Origin of the sequence: Pseudomonas kulmbachensis, assembly GCF_963681935.1 — a bacterium.
In the GTDB taxonomy this organism is placed as follows: domain Bacteria; phylum Pseudomonadota; class Gammaproteobacteria; order Pseudomonadales; family Pseudomonadaceae; genus Aquipseudomonas; species Aquipseudomonas kulmbachensis.
Genome location: NZ_OY817088.1, coordinates 1,873,947 through 1,893,993, shown reverse-complemented (window position 1 = coordinate 1,893,993; position 20,047 = coordinate 1,873,947). Strand labels below are relative to the sequence as shown.

Sequence of the window (20,047 nt, the reverse complement as noted above, 5' to 3'; positions counted from 1 at the left end):
ATCGGTGTGCTTGAAATACGAGGCAACAGCGCGCGGCTTTACCCGCCAGGCTGTCGGGCCTGCTGATTGCGCCAGCGTGTCAGATGCTCTTCGGCGTAACGACGAACGCTGCGCAACAGCGCAACTTCCTGCTGCACCAGAAAGAAGTGATGGCCCTCAAACATGTCGAGGGAAAACCTGTTGCAGGTATCGGTTTGCCAATCGAGCAGTTGTTCGGTGCGCACACTGTCCTGCTTGCCGCCGAACACGTGGATGGGAATGGGCAACGGCGAACGCTGGCCATAGCTGAAACTGCCACATAACAGGAAATCGGCGCGCAGGATCGGCAGCATCAACTGCATCAGTTCGGCATTGGCCAGCAGCTCTTCGCCGGTGCCTTTAAGCTCGCGCAAACGGGCAATCAACTGTTCATCGGTTTTCGCCACGGTGTATTCGCTGACATCGCGCCGGGCAGGCCCGGCCGTGGCCGAAGCAAATAACGCGAGCGGTGCAGGCAGGCCGCGCTCACGCAGAGCATGGGCCAGCTCGAAAGCCAGCAGCCCGCCCAGGCTGTGCCCAAACAAGGCATAAGGACGGTCGAGTTCGGCACTGATTTCATCGGCCAACTGGCAGGCCAGACGGCGTATATCGCTTTGCAGCGGTTCGTCCATCCGCATGCCGCGCCCCGGCAGTTCCAGTGGGCGCACTTGCAACCACTCGGGCATGGAACGGCGCCAGCGGCTATAGCTCATTGCACTGGCGCCCGAGTAAGGCAGGCAGAACAGACGCAACTTGATCACGTCGCTCATGCCAGGCTGCCATTGCGTAGAAATAACGACGGTTTACGCTCAAAAAACATCTCGCCCTCCTGCCTCAAACCATTCATTGCCGGCCTCTGTATCCGGCGTTCGTGCATTGAAAACGGTTGAGCCAGGCAATTAATTAGCCATTGCAGTGATGGCCTTTTAAAGTCATTCGCGGGCGTTGTGAGACATGTCTCAGTCTGTCGCCTGAATCGGTATTAATTCTGTTTCTCAATTGACAATCATTATCATTAAGCCTAATTTGTGACCAGCTGTGTAGGTCGCCTCCCTTGCCGTGGCCCTCACTCATTCAATCGCATCAGGTGATCTCCATGACGGAACAAATGTCCACAAGCAAGTGCGACTCACCCTTACTTCAAGCTTTCGTCGATAACCGACTTATCCTGGTCAAGATCGCAGCACGCATCACCGGTTGTCGATCCAGGGCTGAAGATGTGGTGCAGGATGCCTACTTCCGCTTGCAGTCCGCGCCGCAGATCACCTCTTCATTCAAGGCGCAGCTGAGTTATCTGTTCCAGATCGTGCGCAACCTGGCAATCGATCACTACCGCAAGCAGGCGCTCGAGCAGAAGTACTCGGGCACGGAAGAGGAAGGCTTGAATGTGGTCATTCACGGCGCGTCTCCGGAAACCTCGCATATCAATTTCTCGACCCTGGAACACATCGCTACGGCGCTGACTGAGCTGCCGAGCCGTACCCGCTATGCGTTTGAGATGTATCGCCTGCACGGCGTGCAGCAAAAGGACATTGCCAAGGAGTTGGGCGTTTCGCCAACCCTGGTCAACTTCATGATTCGCGATGCGCTGGTGCATTGCCGCAAGGTATCGGGAACGCAAGCCGATACCTTTGCCCGACGCTAAGCTCGCACGACCTCTGGGGGGCGGCGCTGATGCCATCGCGAGCAGGCTCGCTCCCACAAAGATCTGCTTAGCGTGCGTCAGACCAACTCCCGCCCTGCAAAAAACTGCTCCCGGCTCTGCATCATCAGGGCCGCTCGCTTGTGCGGAAAGTCGAACTCTTTCAAGCGGTGATAGCCCTGACTCTGCATGTAGCCGATCATTTTCGCGTTGTCGGCCCGGGGTTCAGCCACTACGCGCTGAGTGCGCGGGTCATCCAGAAACAGGTAATGGGTCAGCGCTACCAGCCAGCTGGCAACCTTGTGCGGCCCACGATGCGCCTGCTCTCCCACCAGCATGTGAATCCCACGATCGTAGTCATCCACGTCGTAGAACGGCGCAATTCGATCTTCCCTGGCCCAGTAGGCCTCGAAATAGGCAAATGGCTGATCATCGAAGCAACCGATCAGGGTCAGGGTATGCGGGTCTGCCGCGAGTTTCTCCAGGTACTGGCGATGCTTTTCCAGGGTGCCGCCCTCTTCCCAGAAATCCATCACCCGCGGGGTGTTTTGCCAGCGGCTGAAACGCTCAAGGTCGATTTCGATGTCCAGCGCCCGCAATGAAATCCAGGCGCCAAGCTGCGCATCGAAACGTCGATAGACTTCACCTTGGGGTTTTGGCGCTCGCAGCGGATGGCGAGTGCCTGCGGTGATGGTCATCGCCGGTGGAGTCGGGGTAATTGCAGTCATGGTTCGGGCTCACGTTTATCGTCAACAGTTACGCAGAGAACGTGAACCGTGGCGAAAAATTTAGCCTAGGAAGGCTCGACCGCGACTACTGCAATTTTGTAAGGTGCAAAAATAGCCATCAACTGACCATTGTCACGAAGCTTTTGCATCATTTGGGCAAAATGCTGACTCTGGATCGGTGCTTGCGGGCGCAGCAGCGCGTAGTGACGATAGGTCTGATCGATACGCTGGGACACGATCAGCTCCGACTTGGCCTGCGGGGCGTAGCGCAGCATGTCGATCAGGTTGGAGCGGGTCATCAATGCAATATCTGCCCGCCCGCGCAAGACCATCAACAGGTTGCTCTCGTGGGAGTAGGTCAGCATTGCGTTGTACGATTCGGTGAGAAATTTGGGCGTGGGGTTGAACCCGGCAAAGGCGTAGTGATAACCGCTGAATAGCGCCAGACGTTTACCCTTGAGGTCGTCGAAATAGTTTTGTTGGCGATCAGGGTACTGCTTGGCGACAAACACTTCAGCGTCTTCAAGGCCCATGTCGACAGCAATGTAAGAGAGCCCCTGCCAACCCCAGGCGGGGTTTTCAAACATCATCATGTCCACCCGCCCGCGCTCGAAATCGCGCACCCGGCGCGGTATGGAGCTAGGCACGAGGACAAAACGGTAGTCGCTCTGCAACTGGTTGAGGGCGTTGAGCAATTGTGACAACAGGCCAATATCGGCGCCGCGTTCCGGGCGCACGGTATACGGCGGAAAGTGTGCGGCACCGACCCTGATTTCCTGGACGGCCCAAACCGGTGTCAACCAGACCATGCCAAGGACCAGCAGCAGGCTGTGGACCACCTGCATTGGCAAACACTTCAAAACCATACACATCTGGCGGCGCCCATGGCTGGAACTTATTGATCGACACACGACCTGAGATCGAGCACGCACACAATTAAAGCGTATATAGACTAGCAAGCAAGCAGTTGACTGGCCCACTACAAATTTAGTCTCAGGGCCTGTGCTTTAGCTACGCTGCAACCTCAACGCCGATGCTGTTCAAGGAAGCTGCACATGCCTCACTGGCTGGTAATTGACCTGGAAGCCACGACCGATGATGGCGGCTGGCCTCTGGAAGAAATGGAAGTGATTGAAATCGGCGCCAGTGTGGTCACCCGCACGGGCCGCGAAGTGGGCCATTTTCAGCGTTTTATTCGCCCGCAACGGCGCCCGTTGTTAACGCCTTTTTGTCGGCAACTAACCCGGATCACCCAGGCCAATATTGATGCCGGGGCGCCCATGGTGCAGGTCTGGGAACAGTTCGAACGCTGGTTGGGCCAGCATCTGCCCAGGCTTGAAGGCTGGGCCAGTTGGGGCGACTACGACCGCAAACAGCTGGAGCAGGAGTGGCGCCAAAACCAGCTGGACAGTGCCCTGCTGCAATTGCCGCACATGAACCTCAAGCAGCAATTCGCCCAGGCCCGCCAGCTAAAGCGTCCGCTGGGGCTTAACAGCGCGCTGCAACTGGCCGGGATGCAGTTCAACGGGCAACAACACCGGGCCCTGGAAGATGCGCGAAATACAGCCCGTTTATTGCCGCTGGTGTTGAAGGGTTAGCGCCCATAAAAGGGCGTGACGGGATAAAACCGCTTCTGCATACTGGCCAGCCATTTTTAGCCCATTCCGAGGAATCGCCATGTTTAAAGTCAACGAATACTTCGACGGCACCGTCAAGTCGATTGCCTTCACACAAACCGAAGGCAAGGCCACCATTGGCGTCATGGCTGCGGGTGAATACGAGTTCGGTACGGCCGAGCGTGAAATCATGCACGTGGTGTCGGGTGAGCTGAGCGTCAAACTGCCGGGCAGTAGCGAGTATGAAACCTTCAAGACCGGTAGCCAGTTCAATGTACCGGCCAACAGCAAGTTCCAGCTCAAGGTTGCAGTAGATACTGCTTACCTGTGTGAGTACCGCTAAATCCGGCACCCCTGCTCTGTAGCCGCGGAGGAGCGGAGCGAGGCTGCGAGGTGTTTGAGTCGCAGCCTTCGTTCCTCATCAGCGGCTACAGAACATCAGACCTCACCCCCCCACATTGAACTGCAACGCCGCCAACCGCGCATACAGCGGATTGCTGGCGATCAACTGGGCGTGGGTGCCGATGGCAACCAACTTGCCCTGATCCATCACCGCAATCCGATCGGCGTTTTGTACGGTGGCCAGGCGGTGGGCAATCACCAGCGTCGTGCGACCTTGCATCAGGCTGGGCAAGGCTTGCTGGATCAAATACTCGCTCTGGGCATCAAGCGCACTGGTGGCTTCATCCAGCAACAGGATCGGCGCATCGACCAGTAACGCCCGGGCAATCGCCAAACGCTGGCGCTGACCGCCCGATAACCCCAGACCGCCGTCCCCCAAATGGGTTTTATAGCCCTCGGGCATTTGCAGGATAAAGTCGTGGGCATGGGCAATGCGCGCCGCAGCTTCAACTTGCGCATCACTGGCCTGGGCATTGCCATAACGGATGTTGTCTTCGATGGTGCCGAAAAACAGTGCCGGGGTTTGCGACACCAGGGCAAAGCAACGACGCAGGTCTTGCGGGTCAAGCTGAGTGATCGGCTGCCCCTCAAGCAGAATCTGCCCTTGCTGCGGATCGTAAAAGCGCAGTAACAAGTCAAACAACGTCGACTTGCCCGCACCTGATGGCCCCACCAGGGCCAGGGTCTCGCCCGCCTTGACCGACAGGCTCAGGCCGTCAATTGCATAGCTTTCAGGCCGTGACGGGTAGGAAAAATGCAGGTTTTCAAGCTGCAAATTACCCTCAACCCGCGTAGGCAACACGCGCAACCCCGTGCTCGGCGCCAAAATCAGGCTTTTCGCCTGCAGCAGTTCGGCAATACGCTCTGCCGCACCCGCTGCCTGTTGCAACTCACCAATCACTTCACTCAGGGTGCCAAACGCGCTGCCGACGACGAGGCTGTAAAACACAAACGCCGCCAACTCGCCGCCGGTGATACGCCCTGCGATCACGTCCATGCCGCCAACCCACAGCATCACCCCCACTGCCCCTAGAACCAGCAAGATAACCAAGGTAATCAGCCAGGCCCGTTGCAGGATGCGTTTGCGCGCGGTAGCAAAGGCCTGCTCCACAGTGCTGGCAAAGCGCTGCTGATCTTGCTGTTGATGGTTGTAGGCCTGAACCGTTTTGATCTGCCCCAAGGCTTCGGCGACATAACTGCCAACATCGGCGATTCGGTCCTGGCTCTGACGCGACAAACTGCGCACCCGGCGACCAAAGAACAGGATGGGCACCAGCACCAGTGGCAGGGCAACCACCACGATACTGGTGAGCTTGGGGTTGGTGACAAACAACAACACCACACCGCCAATCACCATCAGGCTGTTGCGCAAGAACAAGGACAGCGAAGAGCCGATGACCGATTGCAGCAAAGTGGTGTCGGTGGTCAGGCGTGACTGGATTTCCGAGCTGCGGTTGTTTTCATAAAACCCCGGATGCAAGCCGATCAGGTGATTGAACACCTGGCGCCGAATGTCGGCGACCACCCGCTCACCGATCCATGACACCAGGTAAAAACGCACAAAGGTGCCCACTGACAATCCCAGCACCAGCACTAGAAAAAAACCGATCGACTGGTTGAGCAAATGCGGTGACTGAGTCATGAAGCCCTTGTCGACCAACAGGCGAATGCCCTGCCCCATCGACAAGGTGATGCCCGCCGTAACAATCAGCGCCAGCAGTGCACCAAAGGCCTGCCAACGATATGGCGCAAGAAAATGGGTGGCCAAACGAATGGCCCGACGGTGCCGGGAAGAAAGCATGCGAGGGTATCCAGAAAGAGGACAAGGGTGAAAAGCCACCAGCCTACAACGAAGTTCGGTTTAAACCGGTAAACCTTTCTCAGTCGTTTTGAATATGACCAAGATCTACAAGGCCTAGGCTGTAAAGTTCTAAAGTGAGGCTGGAAGTTTCAGAATATTTCTGTTGGACTGGGATGGACACTGTGTTTGTAACAGCTCAGTCATTAAACGGATCTACAGTAGCGCTACCCCCTGATGAGGAGACAGGCCATGGATTTGCAACAGAACGCTCAAGCCGTACCCGTAATTCGCACCCAGACACACCAGTCTCTGGGGTGCGCAATCATCGATGAAAATGGTCAGGAAATTTCGATCACCGAAGAGATGATTCAGGACGCTTGCCACGAGCTGGAGCAACGTCTGGTCAAACCTTCACGCAAGGACTGATCCCTGCATACAAGACTTTCCCGATGATCAAACAGCTTTCGCTTCACTGACCGGCCTTACTGCGTAAGGCCGGTTTTTTTATCTGCGCAGGCTTATACCAGCACAGCGCCCAGGGCCTTTACCAGTTGCTTCAAAGCCACGGACTCGCCTTCGATGTGGACCGGCAAACCTTCGATTTCGCGGCGCAGCGGGTAATGCTTGCGCAAACCGTCGAATGCCAGCTTCTGCTCCTGGACACTGCCAATCAGGCTGCGGCGAAAGTCGGCATCGTCACGGCGCGGGTCGTACACACCACGACAAAGCATGCCCAGGGCCCAGGCGGGATCGGTGTCGGCACTCAATTCGACCTTCGCCAGCCAAGGCGCCGGCAGCAGGTCGGCGAGCTGCACCTGCGGGGTATGGCCAAGAAAATCACACAGCGCCTGATAAATCTGCGCGGTGCCCCGCTGCTTGCCATCCAGGCTGTAGCCAGCGATATGCGGGGTGGCCAGCACGCACAAGTCAGCCAGCTCGACGTCCACTTGCGGCTCGCCTTCCCACACATCCAGTACTGCTTGCAGGTCATCGCGACGGGTCAACACGTCGCGCAGTGCGGCATTGTCGATCACCGGGCCACGGCTGGCGTTGATCAGCCAGGTGCCCGATTGCAGTTGCTCCAGGCGCTGCTGATCGAGCAGGTGCCAAGTCGGGAAGTCGCCGGTCTTGCTCAGCGGGGTGTGCAGGCTGAGTACATCGCACTGCTCGATGATCTGCTCGAGGCTGACGTAATCGCCACCTTCTGACGCTTCACGCACGGGGTCGCAAACCAGCACATTGAAGCCCAGCGAGCGCAGCACGTTAATCAGTCGCCCGCCCACTTCACCGGCGCCAATCACGCCATAGGTGCGCTGCGTCAGATCGGCACCTTCAATTTCGGCCAGGGTCAGCAGGCTGCCGAGCACGTAATCGACCACACCCCTGGCATTGCAGCCGGGGGCGCTGGACCACTGGATACCGGCTTGCTGAAAGTAGTCCAGCGCCAGGTGATCGGTGCCGATGGTGCATGTACCGACAAACCGCACCGCGCTGCCCTCGAGCAAGTCGCGGTCTACTTTGGTCACCGAGCGTACCAGCAGGATATCGGCGTCATGTACGTCTGCGCGGTTGATCTGGCGCCCCGGCAAGCGGCGTATTTCACCGAAGTCAGCAAAAAATTCTTCGATCAACGGAATATTTTCGTCAGCAACAATCAACATGGCAGGCTCCTTTCGCGGAGAGGCAGTGTAGGCGTTGTTGCGATGAATGGGCCAGCCGGGTGTGGAAGGTACTCACAGTCACGCTTACAAACATCCTACAACTCAGTGTTTTCTGACCATTTGGTCAGGCGTACAATCTCCGGCTTTGCGCGTTAAACACTGTGGATGCACGACTGTGAACTCTGTAACTCATGACTCTCCCCCTATCGCTGTCAGCCGCCCGGCCCGGGTTCGCACAGAAGTTCGCGCGCTGCTGACGCTGGCGTTTCCGATCATCATTTCGCAGATCGCCACCACGGCCATGGGTTTTGTCGATGCGGTGATGGCTGGGCGCGTCGGGCCGCGAGACCTGGCTGCCGTGGCGCTGGGCAACTCGATCTGGGTGCCGGTGTTTTTGCTGATGTCAGGCATTTTGTTGGCAACCACGCCCAAAGTCGCACAACGCTTTGGCGCAGATGCTCACGCCGAAATCGGCCCCATCGTTCGCCAGGCGCTGTGGCTGGCACTGATAACCGGCCTGTGTGCGGCCCTGATCCTGATCGCTGCCGAACCGCTGCTGTATTTGATGAAAGTCGATCCTGACCTGATCGAACCGAGCATGGGGTACTTGCACGGGATCGCCAGTGGCATGCCTGCTGTAGGGCTGTATTGCGTATTGCGCAATTTCAGCGATGGCCTGGGCAAAACCCGGCCAAGCATGGTGCTGGGGCTGTGCGCCCTGGCGCTCAATATCCCGATCAACTACATCTTCATTTACGGCCACTTTGGCGTTCCGGCCATGGGCGGCGTGGGCTGTGGCTGGGCCACGGCGATTGTGATGTGGTTTATGGCACTCGGCATGGTGGTCTGGACCTATCGCGGGGCGATCTACCGGTCAAGCAAGGTCTACAGCCATTTTGAATGGCCACAATGGGCGATTCTCAAGCGCTTGCTCAGCGTGGGTTTGCCCATCGGGATCGCGGTATTTGCCGAGTCGAGCATTTTTGCGGTGATTGCCCTGTTGATTGGCAGCCTGGGCGCAACCGTGGTGGCGGGCCATCAAATTGCCCTGAACTTCAGCTCGCTGGTGTTCATGATCCCGTATTCGCTGGGTATGGCGATTACCGTACGCGTGGGGCAGGCACTGGGCCGTCAGCAACCAAGGGAAGCGCGGTTTGTGGCGGGCGTTGGGATGGGCACCGCACTGATTTGGGCGGCGATTTCCGCCAGCCTGATCCTGCTGCTGCGCGAGCAGATCGCGACCGTCTACACCGCAGACCCAATGGTGATCGAGGTGGCGACCATGTTGCTGATGTTTGCCGCGCTGTATCAGTTTTCGGATGTGATCCAGGTGACTGCAGCCGGTGCACTGCGCGGCTATCAGGACACGCGGGTGACGATGATTCTGACCTTGTTTGCTTACTGGGGGATTGGTTTGCCGGTGGGTTATGCCTTGGGGCTGACCGACTGGTTCGGCGCAGCCAATGGCCCGAGCGGGCTATGGCAAGGTTTGATCGTGGGCCTGACCTGCGCCGCGCTGATGCTCGGCGTACGGCTGGCGCGTAGTGCGAAAAAGCATATTCGCCGCGCCGGGTAACCTGTAACAGCTGCCGAAGGAACGAGGCTGCGTTCGGCGGCGCAGCCGTCGTAAAACCTGAGTCCGCAGTTTAACTGACAGACCGTGGACTCAGGTTTTACGATCGCTTCGCAATCGAACGCAGCCTCGCTCCTTCGGCAGCGGCTACACAAATCTCAATCCAGCTTTTTACGGATCCAGTACAGGTACTTGCCCGCCTCTTCCTGCTGCCCCACCAGTTCATGGTCCAGAAACACGCAGAACTTGGGAATGTCGCGGCGGGTCGAAGGGTCTGTGGCAATGACTTTCAGCAAGCCGCCCGGCGCCAGGTCGCGAATGTGCTGGTGCAACATCATCACCGGCTCAGGGCAGTTGAGGCCGGTGGCGTCCAGAGTGCCGTCAACCGGCAGGTCAGTAAAACTCATCAGTAACTCCCGAATCAGCGAGATTTAGGTTTTTTAACGTCCAGTCGACGCAGATGACAGGTCACTTCTTCACGGTCGTGGTACAGCTGTTTACAGCCGATTTCAACCTGGATGCCCCGTGCCTTGAAGCCGTCAGCGATGCGATCAAGCAAACGTCGCACTTCGGCATAGCGCTGTTTCATCGGCAATTTCAAGTTAACCACCGCTTCACGGCAATGGCCTTCGCCGATCCACTCTTCCAGCATCGCCGCATTGCGCGCCGGTTTCTCGACGATATCGCAGACCATCCAGTCCACTGGCTGCTTGGGCTTGAAGGTAAAGCCGTCGGCCATCAAGTGCTGCACCAGACCAGTATCCATCAGGCTTTCAGCCATCGGGCCGTTGTCGATGGCGGTCACGATCATGCCGCGATTGACCAACTGCCAGGTCCAGCCACCCGGGGCGGCGCCCAGGTCAACGCCGGTCATGTCACTGTGCAAGCGCTCATCCCATTGATCACGGGGGATAAAGTGATGCCAGGCTTCTTCGAGCTTGAGGGTCGAGCGGCTCGGCGCTTCGCGCGGGAACTTCAGGCGCGGGATGCCCATGGGCCACATGGCACAGTTATCGGACTCCGCCAGGCCGAGGAACACTTCGCGGCCGCTTTTAAAGGTCAGCAGCAGACGCGGCTTGTGCGCGTCGTCTTCAACCAGTTTGCCAGCCTTGATCAACGCCTTGCGCAAATGCGCTTCGAACTTCTTGCAGAAGTTGGACAGCTCTTTGCCATCGTTGGTGTCGACGATTTCCAGCCACAGGCTGCCACACACCGGAAAATCGGCCATGTGCTCAAGGATGACGCTGATCCGGTCGGTTTCCGGCAGATCGACAAAGCTGCCCCGGGCCCATTGGCGCGGAAAGATCAGCTCGGCAAATCGCAAATTGTTCATAAGGCGTGCAGTGCCGCCTTCTTCGGTGCACACAAACTCGGCGCAGGCAGTGCTCGGCTTGGCCTTGGCATAGCCAGACACGTTAAGGCGAGCGGCATGCTCGGCGATTTCCGAGCAGACTTCGCCTTCAAAACCGGGGCGGCAGTGCATAAAAAGGGTGTTCATTGAATTACTCCTGGGCAACTGGCGGGAATTGGCCTGCTGCGCAACCTTGCTTTGGAGCAAGGCGTGTCACGAAAAGGCGGGCATGATAACTGACTTCGGAACCTTGAACCCGCATAGACAGTCCAGTTATTAGCCACAGCCCGGAATCAGAGCTAGGTTAGAAGCTCTGCTTTAACCCCGTGATCCGTCTAAAGGAGTCATTTCATGTCCTCCCTCGATAGCCTGAACACCCTGGCCACACTAAAAGTCGACGATAAGACTTATCACTATTTCAGCCTGCCGCTCGCCGCCAAGTCACTGGGCGATTTGAGCAAGTTGCCGATGTCGCTCAAAGTACTGCTGGAAAACCTGCTGCGCTGGGAGGACGGTAAAACGGTCACCGAGCCCGACCTAAAGGCCCTGGCCGCTTGGCTCAAGGAACGGAGCAGCGACCGGGAAATCCAGTACCGCCCGGCCCGGGTGCTGATGCAGGATTTTACCGGAGTACCGGCCGTGGTCGACCTGGCGGCCATGCGCGCCGCGATGGCCAAGGCAGGCGGCGACCCGCAGCGGATCAACCCGCTGTCCCCCGTGGATCTGGTGATTGACCACTCGGTGATGGTCGACCGGTTCGGCAGCGCCAGCGCTTTTGAACAAAACGTCGATATCGAGATGGAACGCAACGGCGAACGCTATGCGTTCTTGCGTTGGGGGCAGAATGCCTTCGACAACTTCAGCGTCGTACCGCCCGGCACCGGGATTTGCCATCAGGTAAACCTGGAATACCTGGGCCGTACGGTCTGGACCAAGGATGAAGACGGCCGCACCTATGCCTTCCCCGACACTCTGGTAGGCACCGACTCCCACACCACCATGATCAATGGTCTTGGTGTATTGGGCTGGGGCGTGGGTGGGATTGAAGCCGAAGCCGCAATGCTCGGCCAGCCGGTGTCGATGCTGATCCCGGAAGTAGTGGGGTTCAAACTCAGCGGCAAGCTTAAAGAAGGCATTACCGCCACAGACCTGGTGCTGACGGTCACGCAAATGCTGCGCAGCAAGGGGGTAGTCGGCAAGTTCGTTGAGTTTTATGGCGATGGCCTCGCGGATTTGCCGCTGGCAGACCGTGCCACGATTGCCAACATGGCACCGGAATATGGCGCGACCTGCGGCTTTTTCCCAGTTGATGACATCACCCTGGACTACCTGCGTTTGTCCGGGCGCCCTGACGCCACCGTGAAACTGGTCGAGGCCTATTGCAAAGCCCAGGGCCTGTGGCGCAACGCAGGCCAGGAGCCGATCTTTACTGAAACCCTGGCACTCGACATGGGCACGGTCGAAGCCAGTCTGGCCGGACCAAAACGTCCGCAGGACCGAGTTTCGCTGCCCAACGTGGCGCAAGCCTTCGAAGACTTTCTCAGTTTGCAGTTCCAGCCGAGCAACAAGAAAGAAGTAGGCCGACTTGAGAGTGAAGGCGGTGGCGGCGTGGCCGTGGGCAATGCGGACTTGATCGGCGAAGCGGACTACAGTTTTGAAGGCCACACCTATCGCCTGAAAAACGGTGCGGTGGTCATTGCTGCCATCACCTCGTGCACCAACACTTCCAACCCCAGCGTGATGATGGCCGCCGGACTGGTGGCAAAAAAAGCCGTCGAGAAGGGCCTGACGCGCCAGCCTTGGGTCAAGACCTCACTGGCACCGGGCTCCAAGGTGGTGACTGAATATTACAAGGCCGCAGGTCTGACCCAGTACCTCGACCAATTGGGCTTTGCCCTGGTGGGCTACGGTTGCACCACGTGCATCGGTAACTCGGGGCCACTGCCTGAGCCGATTGAAAAGGCCATTACCCAATCCGACCTGACCGTGGCTTCAGTGCTGTCGGGCAACCGCAACTTTGAAGGTCGCGTACACCCCCTGGTGAAAACCAACTGGCTGGCCTCCCCGCCGCTGGTGGTGGCCTATGCCTTGGCTGGCACGGTACGCATTGATATCAGCCGAGATCCGCTGGGCACAGGTAAAGACGGACAGCCTGTATACCTGCGTGATATCTGGCCAAGCCAGAAAGAGATCGCCGACGCCGTGGCACAAGTCACCACCGGAATGTTCCACAAGGAATACGCCGAAGTGTTTGCCGGTGACGAACAGTGGCAAGCCATCGAGGTGCCGCAAGCTGCAACCTATGTCTGGCAGGAAGACTCGACCTACATCCAGCATCCGCCGTTCTTTGATCAAATCAGCGGGCCGCTGCCGGTGATTGCTGACGTTAAAGGCGCGAATATTCTGGCGCTGTTGGGCGACTCGGTGACCACAGACCACATCTCCCCGGCCGGCAACATCAAGGCCGACAGCCCTGCCGGGCGCTACCTGCGCGAAAAAGGCGTCGAACCACGGGATTTCAACTCTTACGGCTCACGTCGCGGCAACCATGAAGTAATGATGCGGGGCACCTTTGCCAATATCCGCATTCGCAACGAAATGCTCGGCGGCGAAGAAGGCGGCAATACGATCTACATCCCTAGTGGCGAAAAACTGCCGATTTACGATGCGGCCATGCGCTATCAGGCATCCGGTACGCCACTGGTGGTGATTGCCGGTCAGGAATACGGCACCGGTTCAAGCCGTGACTGGGCGGCCAAAGGCACCAATCTGCTGGGGGTCAAGGCAGTGATTGCCGAGAGCTTCGAGCGCATCCACCGTTCAAACCTGGTGGGCATGGGCGTTCTGCCATTGCAGTTCAAGCTGGATCAGAACCGCAAAAGCCTGAACCTTACAGGCAAGGAAACCCTGGATATCCTCGGGTTAACGGATGCCGAGTTGCAACCACGGATGAATCTGACACTGGTGATCACTCGCGAGAATGGCAGCCAGGAGAAAATCGAGGTGCTGTGCAGGATCGACACTCTCAACGAGGTGGAATACTTCAAGGCGGGGGGAATTTTGCACTATGTGTTGCGTCAGCTGATTGCTTCTTAGCCATAAGCTGTTTTTTGTAGCCGCTGCCGCAGGCTGCGATGGGGTGCGAAGCAGCCCCGAACCTTGACCGGGAGCGAAGGTCCTGCGGCCCTTATCGCAGCCTTCGGCAGCGGCTACAGGTTGCAGGATGAAGACAACCGTCGTTCCCACAAGAACCCGTGGATTCATTCGAATCGTTATACTTGCGCACCCTGGACTGAATCCGGGGTGCTTTTTAACGATTCAAAGGATTTTCATGATTGCTTTGCCATGGCCTTATTTGGCACTTCTGACCCTCGGCTACGGCCTTGCCCTGAGTTACGGGCAATTGGGCCTGCAAACCCTGATCGCGCTCGCCCTGCTGACTGTCAGCGGGCTCGCCGTACTCCAGCGTAAAAACCATTACCTGCGTTATGCCGGCCACGGATTGTTTGTACTGCTGGCCCTCGCACTTGCACTGCATTGGCTACCCGGTTTCCATAACGGTCGAGCCATCAGTCCTACCTGGCTGACACCGGATGCCGTGCCGTTCTCTATGTACTTCAACCTGGACAAGCCGCTGATTGGTTTTTGGCTGCTGCTGGTGTGCCCGTGGATTGCCCCCCGGTTTGCCTGGCGCGCATCGCTTGGTGCCACTGTAATGGGGCTGGGACTGGCCGCCATTGTGGCGCTGGGCGGGGCGATGCTGCTGGGCATGATTGCCTGGGCGCCGAAATGGCCGCACCAGAGCACAATCTGGTTGTTGAATAATCTGCTGCTGGTGACCCTGGTTGAAGAAGCACTGTTTCGCGGCTATATCCAGGGCGGCCTGAGTCGCAGGCTCAAGTTATTGCCCTATGGCCAGACCATTGCGCTGGTGACCGCCTCGCTGCTGTTCGGCCTGGCCCATGCCGCAGCGGGCTGGCAATGGATGTTGCTGGCCGGGTTGGCGGGGGTCGGCTATGGCCTGGCGTACCGCTTTGGCGGTCTAGGTGCGGCAATTGCCACACACTTTGGGCTCAACGTGCTGCACTTCGTGTTCTTCACCTATCCGATGCTCGCCCCCTAAAGCGCTGCATCTCTTCGCCGGGCTGTGCAGTGCCAGCCCGGCATCTGAAATATAAATTAAACAATTCCTTACGTGTGCCGAAAGCCTGTCAAAGTCTTGCGGATTGAAACGACATGCGTAATAACCAGCCCATCACTCAACGCGAACGCACATTTCCTGCGCAACAACGGTTGATTTCCACAACCGATGCCAAAGGCGTTATTTCCTACTGCAACGATGCTTTTATCGAAATCAGCGGGTTCTCGGGTGAGGAGCTGATACGCGCACCGCACAACCTTGTGCGCCATCCTGATGTGCCGTCCGCAGTGTTTGAGCACATGTGGAGCACCCTGAAAAAGGGCGCGCCATGGATGGGTATCGTGAAAAACCGCTGCAAGAACGGCGACCATTATTGGGTCAATGCGTACGTAACCCCGATCTTCGAGAACGAGCGCGTGGTGGGGTATGAGTCGGTACGGGTCAAACCGACCGCTGAACAAATCCGCCGTGCCGAAGCCCTGTACTCACGCATCAATAGCGGCAAATCGCCAGTGCCTCAGCGGGACAAGTGGCTGCCGGTGATGCAGGATTGGCTGCCCTTTATTCTGGTCAGCCAGTTGAGCTTCACCATTGGCGCCCTGCTCAATTCCAGCTGGGGTTTTGCCCTCGCCGCCTTGCTGTCGGTTCCGCTGGGGCTGCTTGGCTTGAGCTGGCAACAACGCGGAATCAAGCGCCTGTTGCGCCTGGCCGAGCAAACCACCTCCGACCCGTTGATCGCACAGATGTACACCGACAGTCGTGGCCCGCAAGCGCGTCTGGAAATGTCCATCCTCAGTCAGGAAGCCCGCCTGAAAACCTGCCTGACACGCCTGCAGGACACCGCTGAGCACCTGAGTGAACAGGCCCGTCAATCGGACATCCTGGCGCACAAGAGTTCTACCGGGCTGGAACGCCAGCGCGTCGAAACCGAGCAGGTGGCAACTGCGGTCAACCAGATGGCCGCGACCACTCAAGAAGTTGCCAGCCATGTGCAACGCACTGCGGACGCCACCCAAGAGGCCAATCGCCTGACCAGCCGTGGTCGCGATATTGCCGGGGAAACCCGTGAAGCCATTGAACGCCTGTCGGTGGTGGTAGGAGAAACCGGGGCCACGGTCACGCAACTGGCCAAGGACAGTGATGAGATCGGCGGCGTGGTTGATGTGATCAAGGGCATTGCCGATCAGACCAACCTTCTGGCCCTGAACGCGGCGATCGAAGCGGCGCGGGCCGGTGAAATGGGCCGTGGCTTCGCTGTGGTGGCTGATGAAGTGCGCCAACTGGCACAACGCACCAGCACCTCGACCGGGCAGATTCACAGCCTGATTGCCAAGCTGCAACAGACTGCCGCCACTGCCGTGCAGACCATGAACGCCGGGCACCGTCAGGCCGAAGAAGGTGTGGCGCGCGTACTGGAAGCCGATCAGGCGCTGGTGGGCATCAGCGAAGCGGTGGCCAACATCACCGACATGACCACCCAGATCGCAGCGGCGACCGAAGAGCAAAGTGCGGTGGCAGAAGAAGTCAGCCGTAACATCAGCACCATCGCCGACCTGGCGGACCAAACCTCGGAACAGGCGCAGCATTCCGCGCAGTTGAGCGAAGAACTGACCCAGACCGTGAATATCCAGTACTCGCTGGTGGAGCGGTTTAACCGCTGATGTAAAAAAGCCAGCGAGCAACTCGCTGGCTTTTTAGTTTTATCCTTCAGTCAAACGCGTATCGAAGACCAACGTTCGCGCCCCAAGGCTGTTCAATACTTTGACCATTCATGTATTCGAAGTCAGCGTGTAATTGCAAATTACTAGCAACTGACAGGGCCAGGCCAACACCCAACTCACCCCGAGTACCATGCAGGTCATTCTTGAAGCGGTTGCCATTGACCTTGATTTCATTGTCACGGGCAAATTCCTGGGCCAGCGCAACCTTGATGTAAGGGCTCGCCCATTCGTTACGATGCTCAAGGGTCATGCCCACTTTGCCGAGCAAAGAGCGGGTCATCGCATTTTCGGCCTGCAGTTCGGAGTCCAGACTGAAAGACTTGCCTTGCACCGCGACTACGGAAGCTTGAGCGAAAGGCTCGACGAACAGGTGTTCTGTCAGCTGAATAGTGCGACCCACCTCCAGCGAAGCACCCACACCATAATTGCGATAATTGCCTTTAGCCTTGCTGAAGTCGCTCATCACGACGTGCGCCCGGTTCTGGAATTGGTTAAGTTTGAGCACGCCATCGACGTGGTAGCCGTCGTCACGCATCCAGGTGCCGTAAGTCCCGACATAAAAGCTATCGACAGTGCCCGACGAACCTCGCGACTGCGACAAGTCAGATTTGCTGTAGCCCGCGAGCAGGCCGACCAAAAGCACGCCATCGGCACTCACCAGCGGCGCATCAACGCCCAGTGACAGACCTGTTTGATTTTGCCGATAGCCCAGCCCGTCGCTGCCCGAAACCTGATATTTGTTACCGTAACTGCGCATCCAGCTTCCGCCCTGCCCACTGCTACGTACCTCGCCCATTCGGCTGCGCAACGTGCTCATCTCGCCATACCATACGGTCGGCGCACTATTGAACAAAGCTTGAACGCTTCGGGTTGCCGGGCTTACTTCACGGTTTGAGCTGGTCAGGAACCAGTCGTCGCCCTCGCGTTCCATCGCATAAGAAAACGCACCAAGGTCAACACGCCCTCCCAACAGGGCAAAGTTCGCATTGCCACCTTCGGTATGGATAACCTGCAAAGGATCAAAACCCGGCGCTGGCTCAGCGCCTGTATTTTGAACACGAACAATATGGTTGCCACTGGCTTGACCGCTTACATCCAGGAAGTCGATCTGGCGGTTGTTTATGTCGAGCTTCAAACCAAACGAACCATTACCCGACAACTCGCCCATGGCTAGCCGATGAAAGTCTTCGGAACCAGCGAAATCGACCGTGCCACCATTGAGCACCAGTGAGCCGGCACTGCTGTCGCCAGTGATGTTCCAGTTAACGTCCGAATCGAGCTGCAATTTCTCGATATCAGTCATCTGGCCAGTAAAGGAAGTGCCATTTTGCAAGCGGACATTCACCAGACCGCCCTCAGGAACAGTCAGGCTACCGTGCAGAAAACTGCCATCAATCACCAGATCCAGCACGCTGTCAGACTGCACATCAAGCAACTCGCCCTTACCGTCGCCAGCTGACAGGGTAGAGCCGTTGCTCACGGTAATGATTGCCTCGGCACCGGCATCCACCTTGATCGCGGGTCCATTGGTGCTCCCGATGTAAGCGCCGTCGATGTCGACTGTGTTGCCTGAGCCACTGATACTCAATGCCGCCGCATCGTGAGATTGTATTGAGCCACCAGTGATAGCCAGTCTACCGCCGCTAAGCAGCGCCCCGACAGCACCCGCGCCATGGGCTTTTACGTGGGAATCCTTAAGCTCGATTTGGCCCTTGCCTCCGGCCTGTATCCCCGCCGCCCCTGCCCCGTAAGTGTTAATCGAGCTGGCGCGCAGATCAATCGCCGAGCCACTGACGGCCAAGATACCAATAGCGCCTGCGCCCTCGGTTCGAATCGCCAGATCATTGCCGTTGACAATGCCATTCCAACCTCGAATGCCATAGCTTTTATCTCCCGTGGTGGTGATTGATCCTCCACCCAGGTTGATCGTTACCAGGCTATCCGCGTCGACCCCATGGGCCGTTTGACCACTCGTGGCAATCTTGACTTTTTCCACACTGGCCTTGCCATCAATATGCACCTTGAGTCCGGCCGCGCCTTCGCCTGATGTCGTCACAGTTAGCTCATCGGTACCGTTGAACTGCGAACCGAAACCGTAGACCAACACCCCGTGGGCAAGTTTACCGGAGGTCGTTGCACTCACCCCCGAGGCCTCGATTTTACCGCCGGAATCAGCATTCATTGCCGCTACACCGTCACCGGTGGTTTCGATATGTCTGTCATTGATCGTGATATTTGCGCTCTGTGCGATCACGGCATCTGCGTCTGCCGCTTGTACTTGCACGCACGAGAAGAGCAACGCCTGACTGACAGCCAGCATAAGAGCTGACTGACGCGATAAAGGGAAATGTGGCATCAAGATGAGAACTCTGCTGTTGAATTCTGAAGCTGAACTCAACCCCATTGCTGAGCCCATCTACGGAAAATGGCACTCATCTTGAAAGTAACCATCACAGGAAAATATCGAAAAAGTCATCCGTATATGTAGGAATTAACTTACGTTGACGCCAGAAAAATTACCGGTGCTTTCTGGTGACGAACAGTGCAGTTAAGCGAAGAACTGACCCAGACCGTGAATATCCAGTACTCGCTGGTGGAGCGGTTTAACCGCTAAGCGCATAGTCGTCGCGGGGCCACTGCGCAGCCCATCGCAGCCTTCGTGCCTCGGCAGCGGCTACAAGGAGTTAGCGCTCTGACAACCACCCCGCCACTTTGTCCGCCGCCGCCTCCAGATGCTGCTCATGGGTAAACCCCGATACCTTGAGCGGCTTGAGGTCATGATCCCCTGATACCAGCCAGAACACCTCAATGCCCGGCGCCAGCGTGTAGGCTTCTACCGCTTCGCGGTTGCCCAGGGCATCGCGTTCGCCTTGCACGATCAAGCTCGGCGTTTGCAGTTCAGCCAAGTGCGCCACACGGGGCTTTTCCGGTTTACCGGACGCGTAGAACGGATAACCCAGGCACACCAGTGCATCAGCCCCCAGTTCATCAGCCAGCAAGCTGGCCATGCGCCCACCCATTGATTTGCCACCAATGGCCAATGGCCCAGCGACATAGCGTCGCACCTCAGTAAACACTTCACCCCAGCAATCGAGCAATTTGGCCTGCTGACTTGGCGGCCTTTTGCCACCATCCAGTCGCCGTTGAGCCATGTACGGGAACTCGAAGCGCAACACGCTCACCCCGCGTGCCGCAAGGCGCTCAGCCATACCTGTCATCCAGTGACTGTCCATGGGAGCACCGGCACCGTGGGCCAGTATCAGGGTGCACGCTTGATCGCCCTGGGCCCCGCTGGTGGCAGGATTCCACAGCCAGCCCCGTGCCTGCACGCACTGCGCCCATTGATCCCTGTCAATACCGACACTGCCTGTTACACCCATGCTTGCCTCGCTT

The 20,047-nt window shown here is 57.8% G+C and carries 16 protein-coding genes and 1 pseudogene; 8 read left to right on the top strand and 9 right to left on the bottom strand.

The genetic code is table 11. The annotated features are described in order from the left end of the window. Positions 1-38 precede the first annotated feature (38 nt). Positions 39-788, bottom strand: coding sequence for a thioesterase II family protein (locus U5A05_RS08745; RefSeq protein WP_321836120.1), 750 nt, complete (start codon positions 786-788; stop codon positions 39-41). A 326-nt stretch (positions 789-1,114) separates the two neighbouring features. Here U5A05_RS08745 and U5A05_RS08740 point away from each other — a divergent pair, with 326 nt between their 5' ends. Beyond that, positions 1,115-1,663, top strand: a complete 549-nt coding sequence (locus tag U5A05_RS08740; RefSeq protein WP_261741730.1) for an RNA polymerase factor sigma-70 — start codon at positions 1,115-1,117, stop codon at positions 1,661-1,663. 77 nt (positions 1,664-1,740) lie between these two features. Here U5A05_RS08740 and U5A05_RS08735 read toward each other — a convergent pair. After that, positions 1,741-2,352, bottom strand: a pseudogene (locus U5A05_RS08735) (GNAT family N-acetyltransferase); the annotation flags it as partial. A gap of 101 nt (positions 2,353-2,453) precedes the next feature. Continuing rightward, complete coding sequence (locus U5A05_RS08730; RefSeq protein WP_395247246.1) at positions 2,454-3,254, bottom strand: substrate-binding periplasmic protein; 801 nt, start codon at positions 3,252-3,254, stop codon at positions 2,454-2,456. Positions 3,255-3,443: 189 nt separating this feature from the next. Between U5A05_RS08730 and U5A05_RS08725 the strand changes: the two genes are divergently transcribed. Continuing rightward, entirely contained in the window at positions 3,444-3,986 is a 543-nt protein-coding gene (locus U5A05_RS08725; RefSeq protein WP_261741729.1) for a 3'-5' exonuclease, read from the top strand. Between the two features lie 79 nt (positions 3,987-4,065). Then, positions 4,066-4,347: a pyrimidine/purine nucleoside phosphorylase gene (gene ppnP, locus U5A05_RS08720; protein ID WP_261741728.1), complete on the top strand. Its 282-nt coding sequence runs from the start codon at positions 4,066-4,068 to the stop codon at positions 4,345-4,347. Between the two features lie 102 nt (positions 4,348-4,449). Here ppnP and U5A05_RS08715 read toward each other — a convergent pair whose 3' ends face one another. Then, complete coding sequence (locus U5A05_RS08715) at positions 4,450-6,207, bottom strand: ABC transporter transmembrane domain-containing protein (RefSeq protein WP_261741727.1); 1,758 nt, start codon at positions 6,205-6,207, stop codon at positions 4,450-4,452. A 249-nt stretch (positions 6,208-6,456) separates the two neighbouring features. On the opposite strand from U5A05_RS08715, the gene U5A05_RS08710 reads away from it, so the two are divergent. Then, positions 6,457-6,633, top strand: a complete 177-nt coding sequence (locus U5A05_RS08710) for a PA1571 family protein (RefSeq protein ID WP_261741726.1) — start codon at positions 6,457-6,459, stop codon at positions 6,631-6,633. A gap of 92 nt (positions 6,634-6,725) precedes the next feature. Here U5A05_RS08710 and pdxB read toward each other — a convergent pair whose 3' ends face one another. Beyond that, entirely contained in the window at positions 6,726-7,868 is a 1,143-nt protein-coding gene (pdxB, locus tag U5A05_RS08705; protein ID WP_261741725.1) for a 4-phosphoerythronate dehydrogenase PdxB, read from the bottom strand. Between the two features lie 175 nt (positions 7,869-8,043). Between pdxB and U5A05_RS08700 the strand changes: the two genes are divergently transcribed. Continuing rightward, positions 8,044-9,444, top strand: a complete 1,401-nt coding sequence (locus tag U5A05_RS08700; protein WP_321836119.1) for an MATE family efflux transporter — start codon at positions 8,044-8,046, stop codon at positions 9,442-9,444. 155 nt (positions 9,445-9,599) lie between these two features. On the opposite strand, the gene tusA is transcribed toward U5A05_RS08700, so the two are convergent. Both tusA and rlmM read right to left on the bottom strand, forming a co-directional pair. Beyond that, positions 9,600-9,848, bottom strand: coding sequence for a sulfurtransferase TusA (tusA, locus tag U5A05_RS08695; protein ID WP_261741723.1), 249 nt, complete (start codon positions 9,846-9,848; stop codon positions 9,600-9,602). 14 nt (positions 9,849-9,862) lie between these two features. Beyond that, positions 9,863-10,939, bottom strand: coding sequence for a 23S rRNA (cytidine(2498)-2'-O)-methyltransferase RlmM (rlmM, locus tag U5A05_RS08690; protein WP_261741722.1), 1,077 nt, complete (start codon positions 10,937-10,939; stop codon positions 9,863-9,865). Positions 10,940-11,143: 204 nt separating this feature from the next. On the opposite strand from rlmM, the gene acnA reads away from it, so the two are divergent. The 3 genes from acnA (at position 11,144) to U5A05_RS08675 (ending at position 16,594) form a co-directional block, all read left to right on the top strand. Beyond that, entirely contained in the window at positions 11,144-13,888 is a 2,745-nt protein-coding gene (acnA, locus tag U5A05_RS08685) for an aconitate hydratase AcnA (RefSeq protein ID WP_321836118.1), read from the top strand. A 235-nt stretch (positions 13,889-14,123) separates the two neighbouring features. After that, positions 14,124-14,915 (top strand): CPBP family intramembrane glutamic endopeptidase, encoded by a 792-nt coding sequence (locus U5A05_RS08680; protein ID WP_321836117.1) that lies wholly within the window; start codon positions 14,124-14,126, stop codon positions 14,913-14,915. A gap of 113 nt (positions 14,916-15,028) precedes the next feature. Then, positions 15,029-16,594, top strand: coding sequence for a methyl-accepting chemotaxis protein (locus U5A05_RS08675; RefSeq protein ID WP_261741719.1), 1,566 nt, complete (start codon positions 15,029-15,031; stop codon positions 16,592-16,594). Between the two features lie 46 nt (positions 16,595-16,640). Here the strand turns inward: U5A05_RS08675 and U5A05_RS08670 are convergent, their stop codons facing one another. Together U5A05_RS08670 and U5A05_RS08665 are read right to left on the bottom strand one after the other, a co-directional pair. After that, positions 16,641-18,974: an autotransporter outer membrane beta-barrel domain-containing protein gene (locus U5A05_RS08670; RefSeq protein WP_321836116.1), complete on the bottom strand. Its 2,334-nt coding sequence runs from the start codon at positions 18,972-18,974 to the stop codon at positions 16,641-16,643. Between the two features lie 364 nt (positions 18,975-19,338). After that, a complete protein-coding gene (locus U5A05_RS08665) occupies positions 19,339-20,034 on the bottom strand; it encodes an alpha/beta family hydrolase (RefSeq protein ID WP_321836115.1) in 696 nt (231 codons plus the stop codon). Positions 20,035-20,047 lie beyond the last annotated feature (13 nt).

Excerpts from the sequence above, each read along its gene's own strand:
- U5A05_RS08745 (WP_321836120.1), bottom strand. The coding sequence starts at position 788 with ATGAGCGACGTGATCAAGTTGCGTCTGTTCTGCCTGCCTTACTCGGGC.
- U5A05_RS08740 (WP_261741730.1), top strand. The coding sequence starts at position 1,115 with ATGACGGAACAAATGTCCACAAGCAAGTGCGACTCACCCTTACTTCAA.
- U5A05_RS08730 (WP_395247246.1), bottom strand. The coding sequence starts at position 3,254 with ATGGTTTTGAAGTGTTTGCCAATGCAGGTGGTCCACAGCCTGCTGCTG.
- U5A05_RS08725 (WP_261741729.1), top strand. The coding sequence starts at position 3,444 with ATGCCTCACTGGCTGGTAATTGACCTGGAAGCCACGACCGATGATGGC.
- ppnP (WP_261741728.1), top strand. The coding sequence starts at position 4,066 with ATGTTTAAAGTCAACGAATACTTCGACGGCACCGTCAAGTCGATTGCC.
- U5A05_RS08715 (WP_261741727.1), bottom strand. The coding sequence starts at position 6,207 with ATGCTTTCTTCCCGGCACCGTCGGGCCATTCGTTTGGCCACCCATTTT.
- U5A05_RS08710 (WP_261741726.1), top strand. The coding sequence starts at position 6,457 with ATGGATTTGCAACAGAACGCTCAAGCCGTACCCGTAATTCGCACCCAG.
- pdxB (WP_261741725.1), bottom strand. The coding sequence starts at position 7,868 with ATGTTGATTGTTGCTGACGAAAATATTCCGTTGATCGAAGAATTTTTT.
- tusA (WP_261741723.1), bottom strand. The coding sequence starts at position 9,848 with ATGAGTTTTACTGACCTGCCGGTTGACGGCACTCTGGACGCCACCGGC.
- rlmM (WP_261741722.1), bottom strand. The coding sequence starts at position 10,939 with ATGAACACCCTTTTTATGCACTGCCGCCCCGGTTTTGAAGGCGAAGTC.
- acnA (WP_321836118.1), top strand. The coding sequence starts at position 11,144 with ATGTCCTCCCTCGATAGCCTGAACACCCTGGCCACACTAAAAGTCGAC.
- U5A05_RS08680 (WP_321836117.1), top strand. The coding sequence starts at position 14,124 with ATGATTGCTTTGCCATGGCCTTATTTGGCACTTCTGACCCTCGGCTAC.
- U5A05_RS08675 (WP_261741719.1), top strand. The coding sequence starts at position 15,029 with ATGCGTAATAACCAGCCCATCACTCAACGCGAACGCACATTTCCTGCG.
- U5A05_RS08670 (WP_321836116.1), bottom strand. The coding sequence starts at position 18,974 with ATGCTGGCTGTCAGTCAGGCGTTGCTCTTCTCGTGCGTGCAAGTACAA.
- U5A05_RS08665 (WP_321836115.1), bottom strand. The coding sequence starts at position 20,034 with ATGGGTGTAACAGGCAGTGTCGGTATTGACAGGGATCAATGGGCGCAG.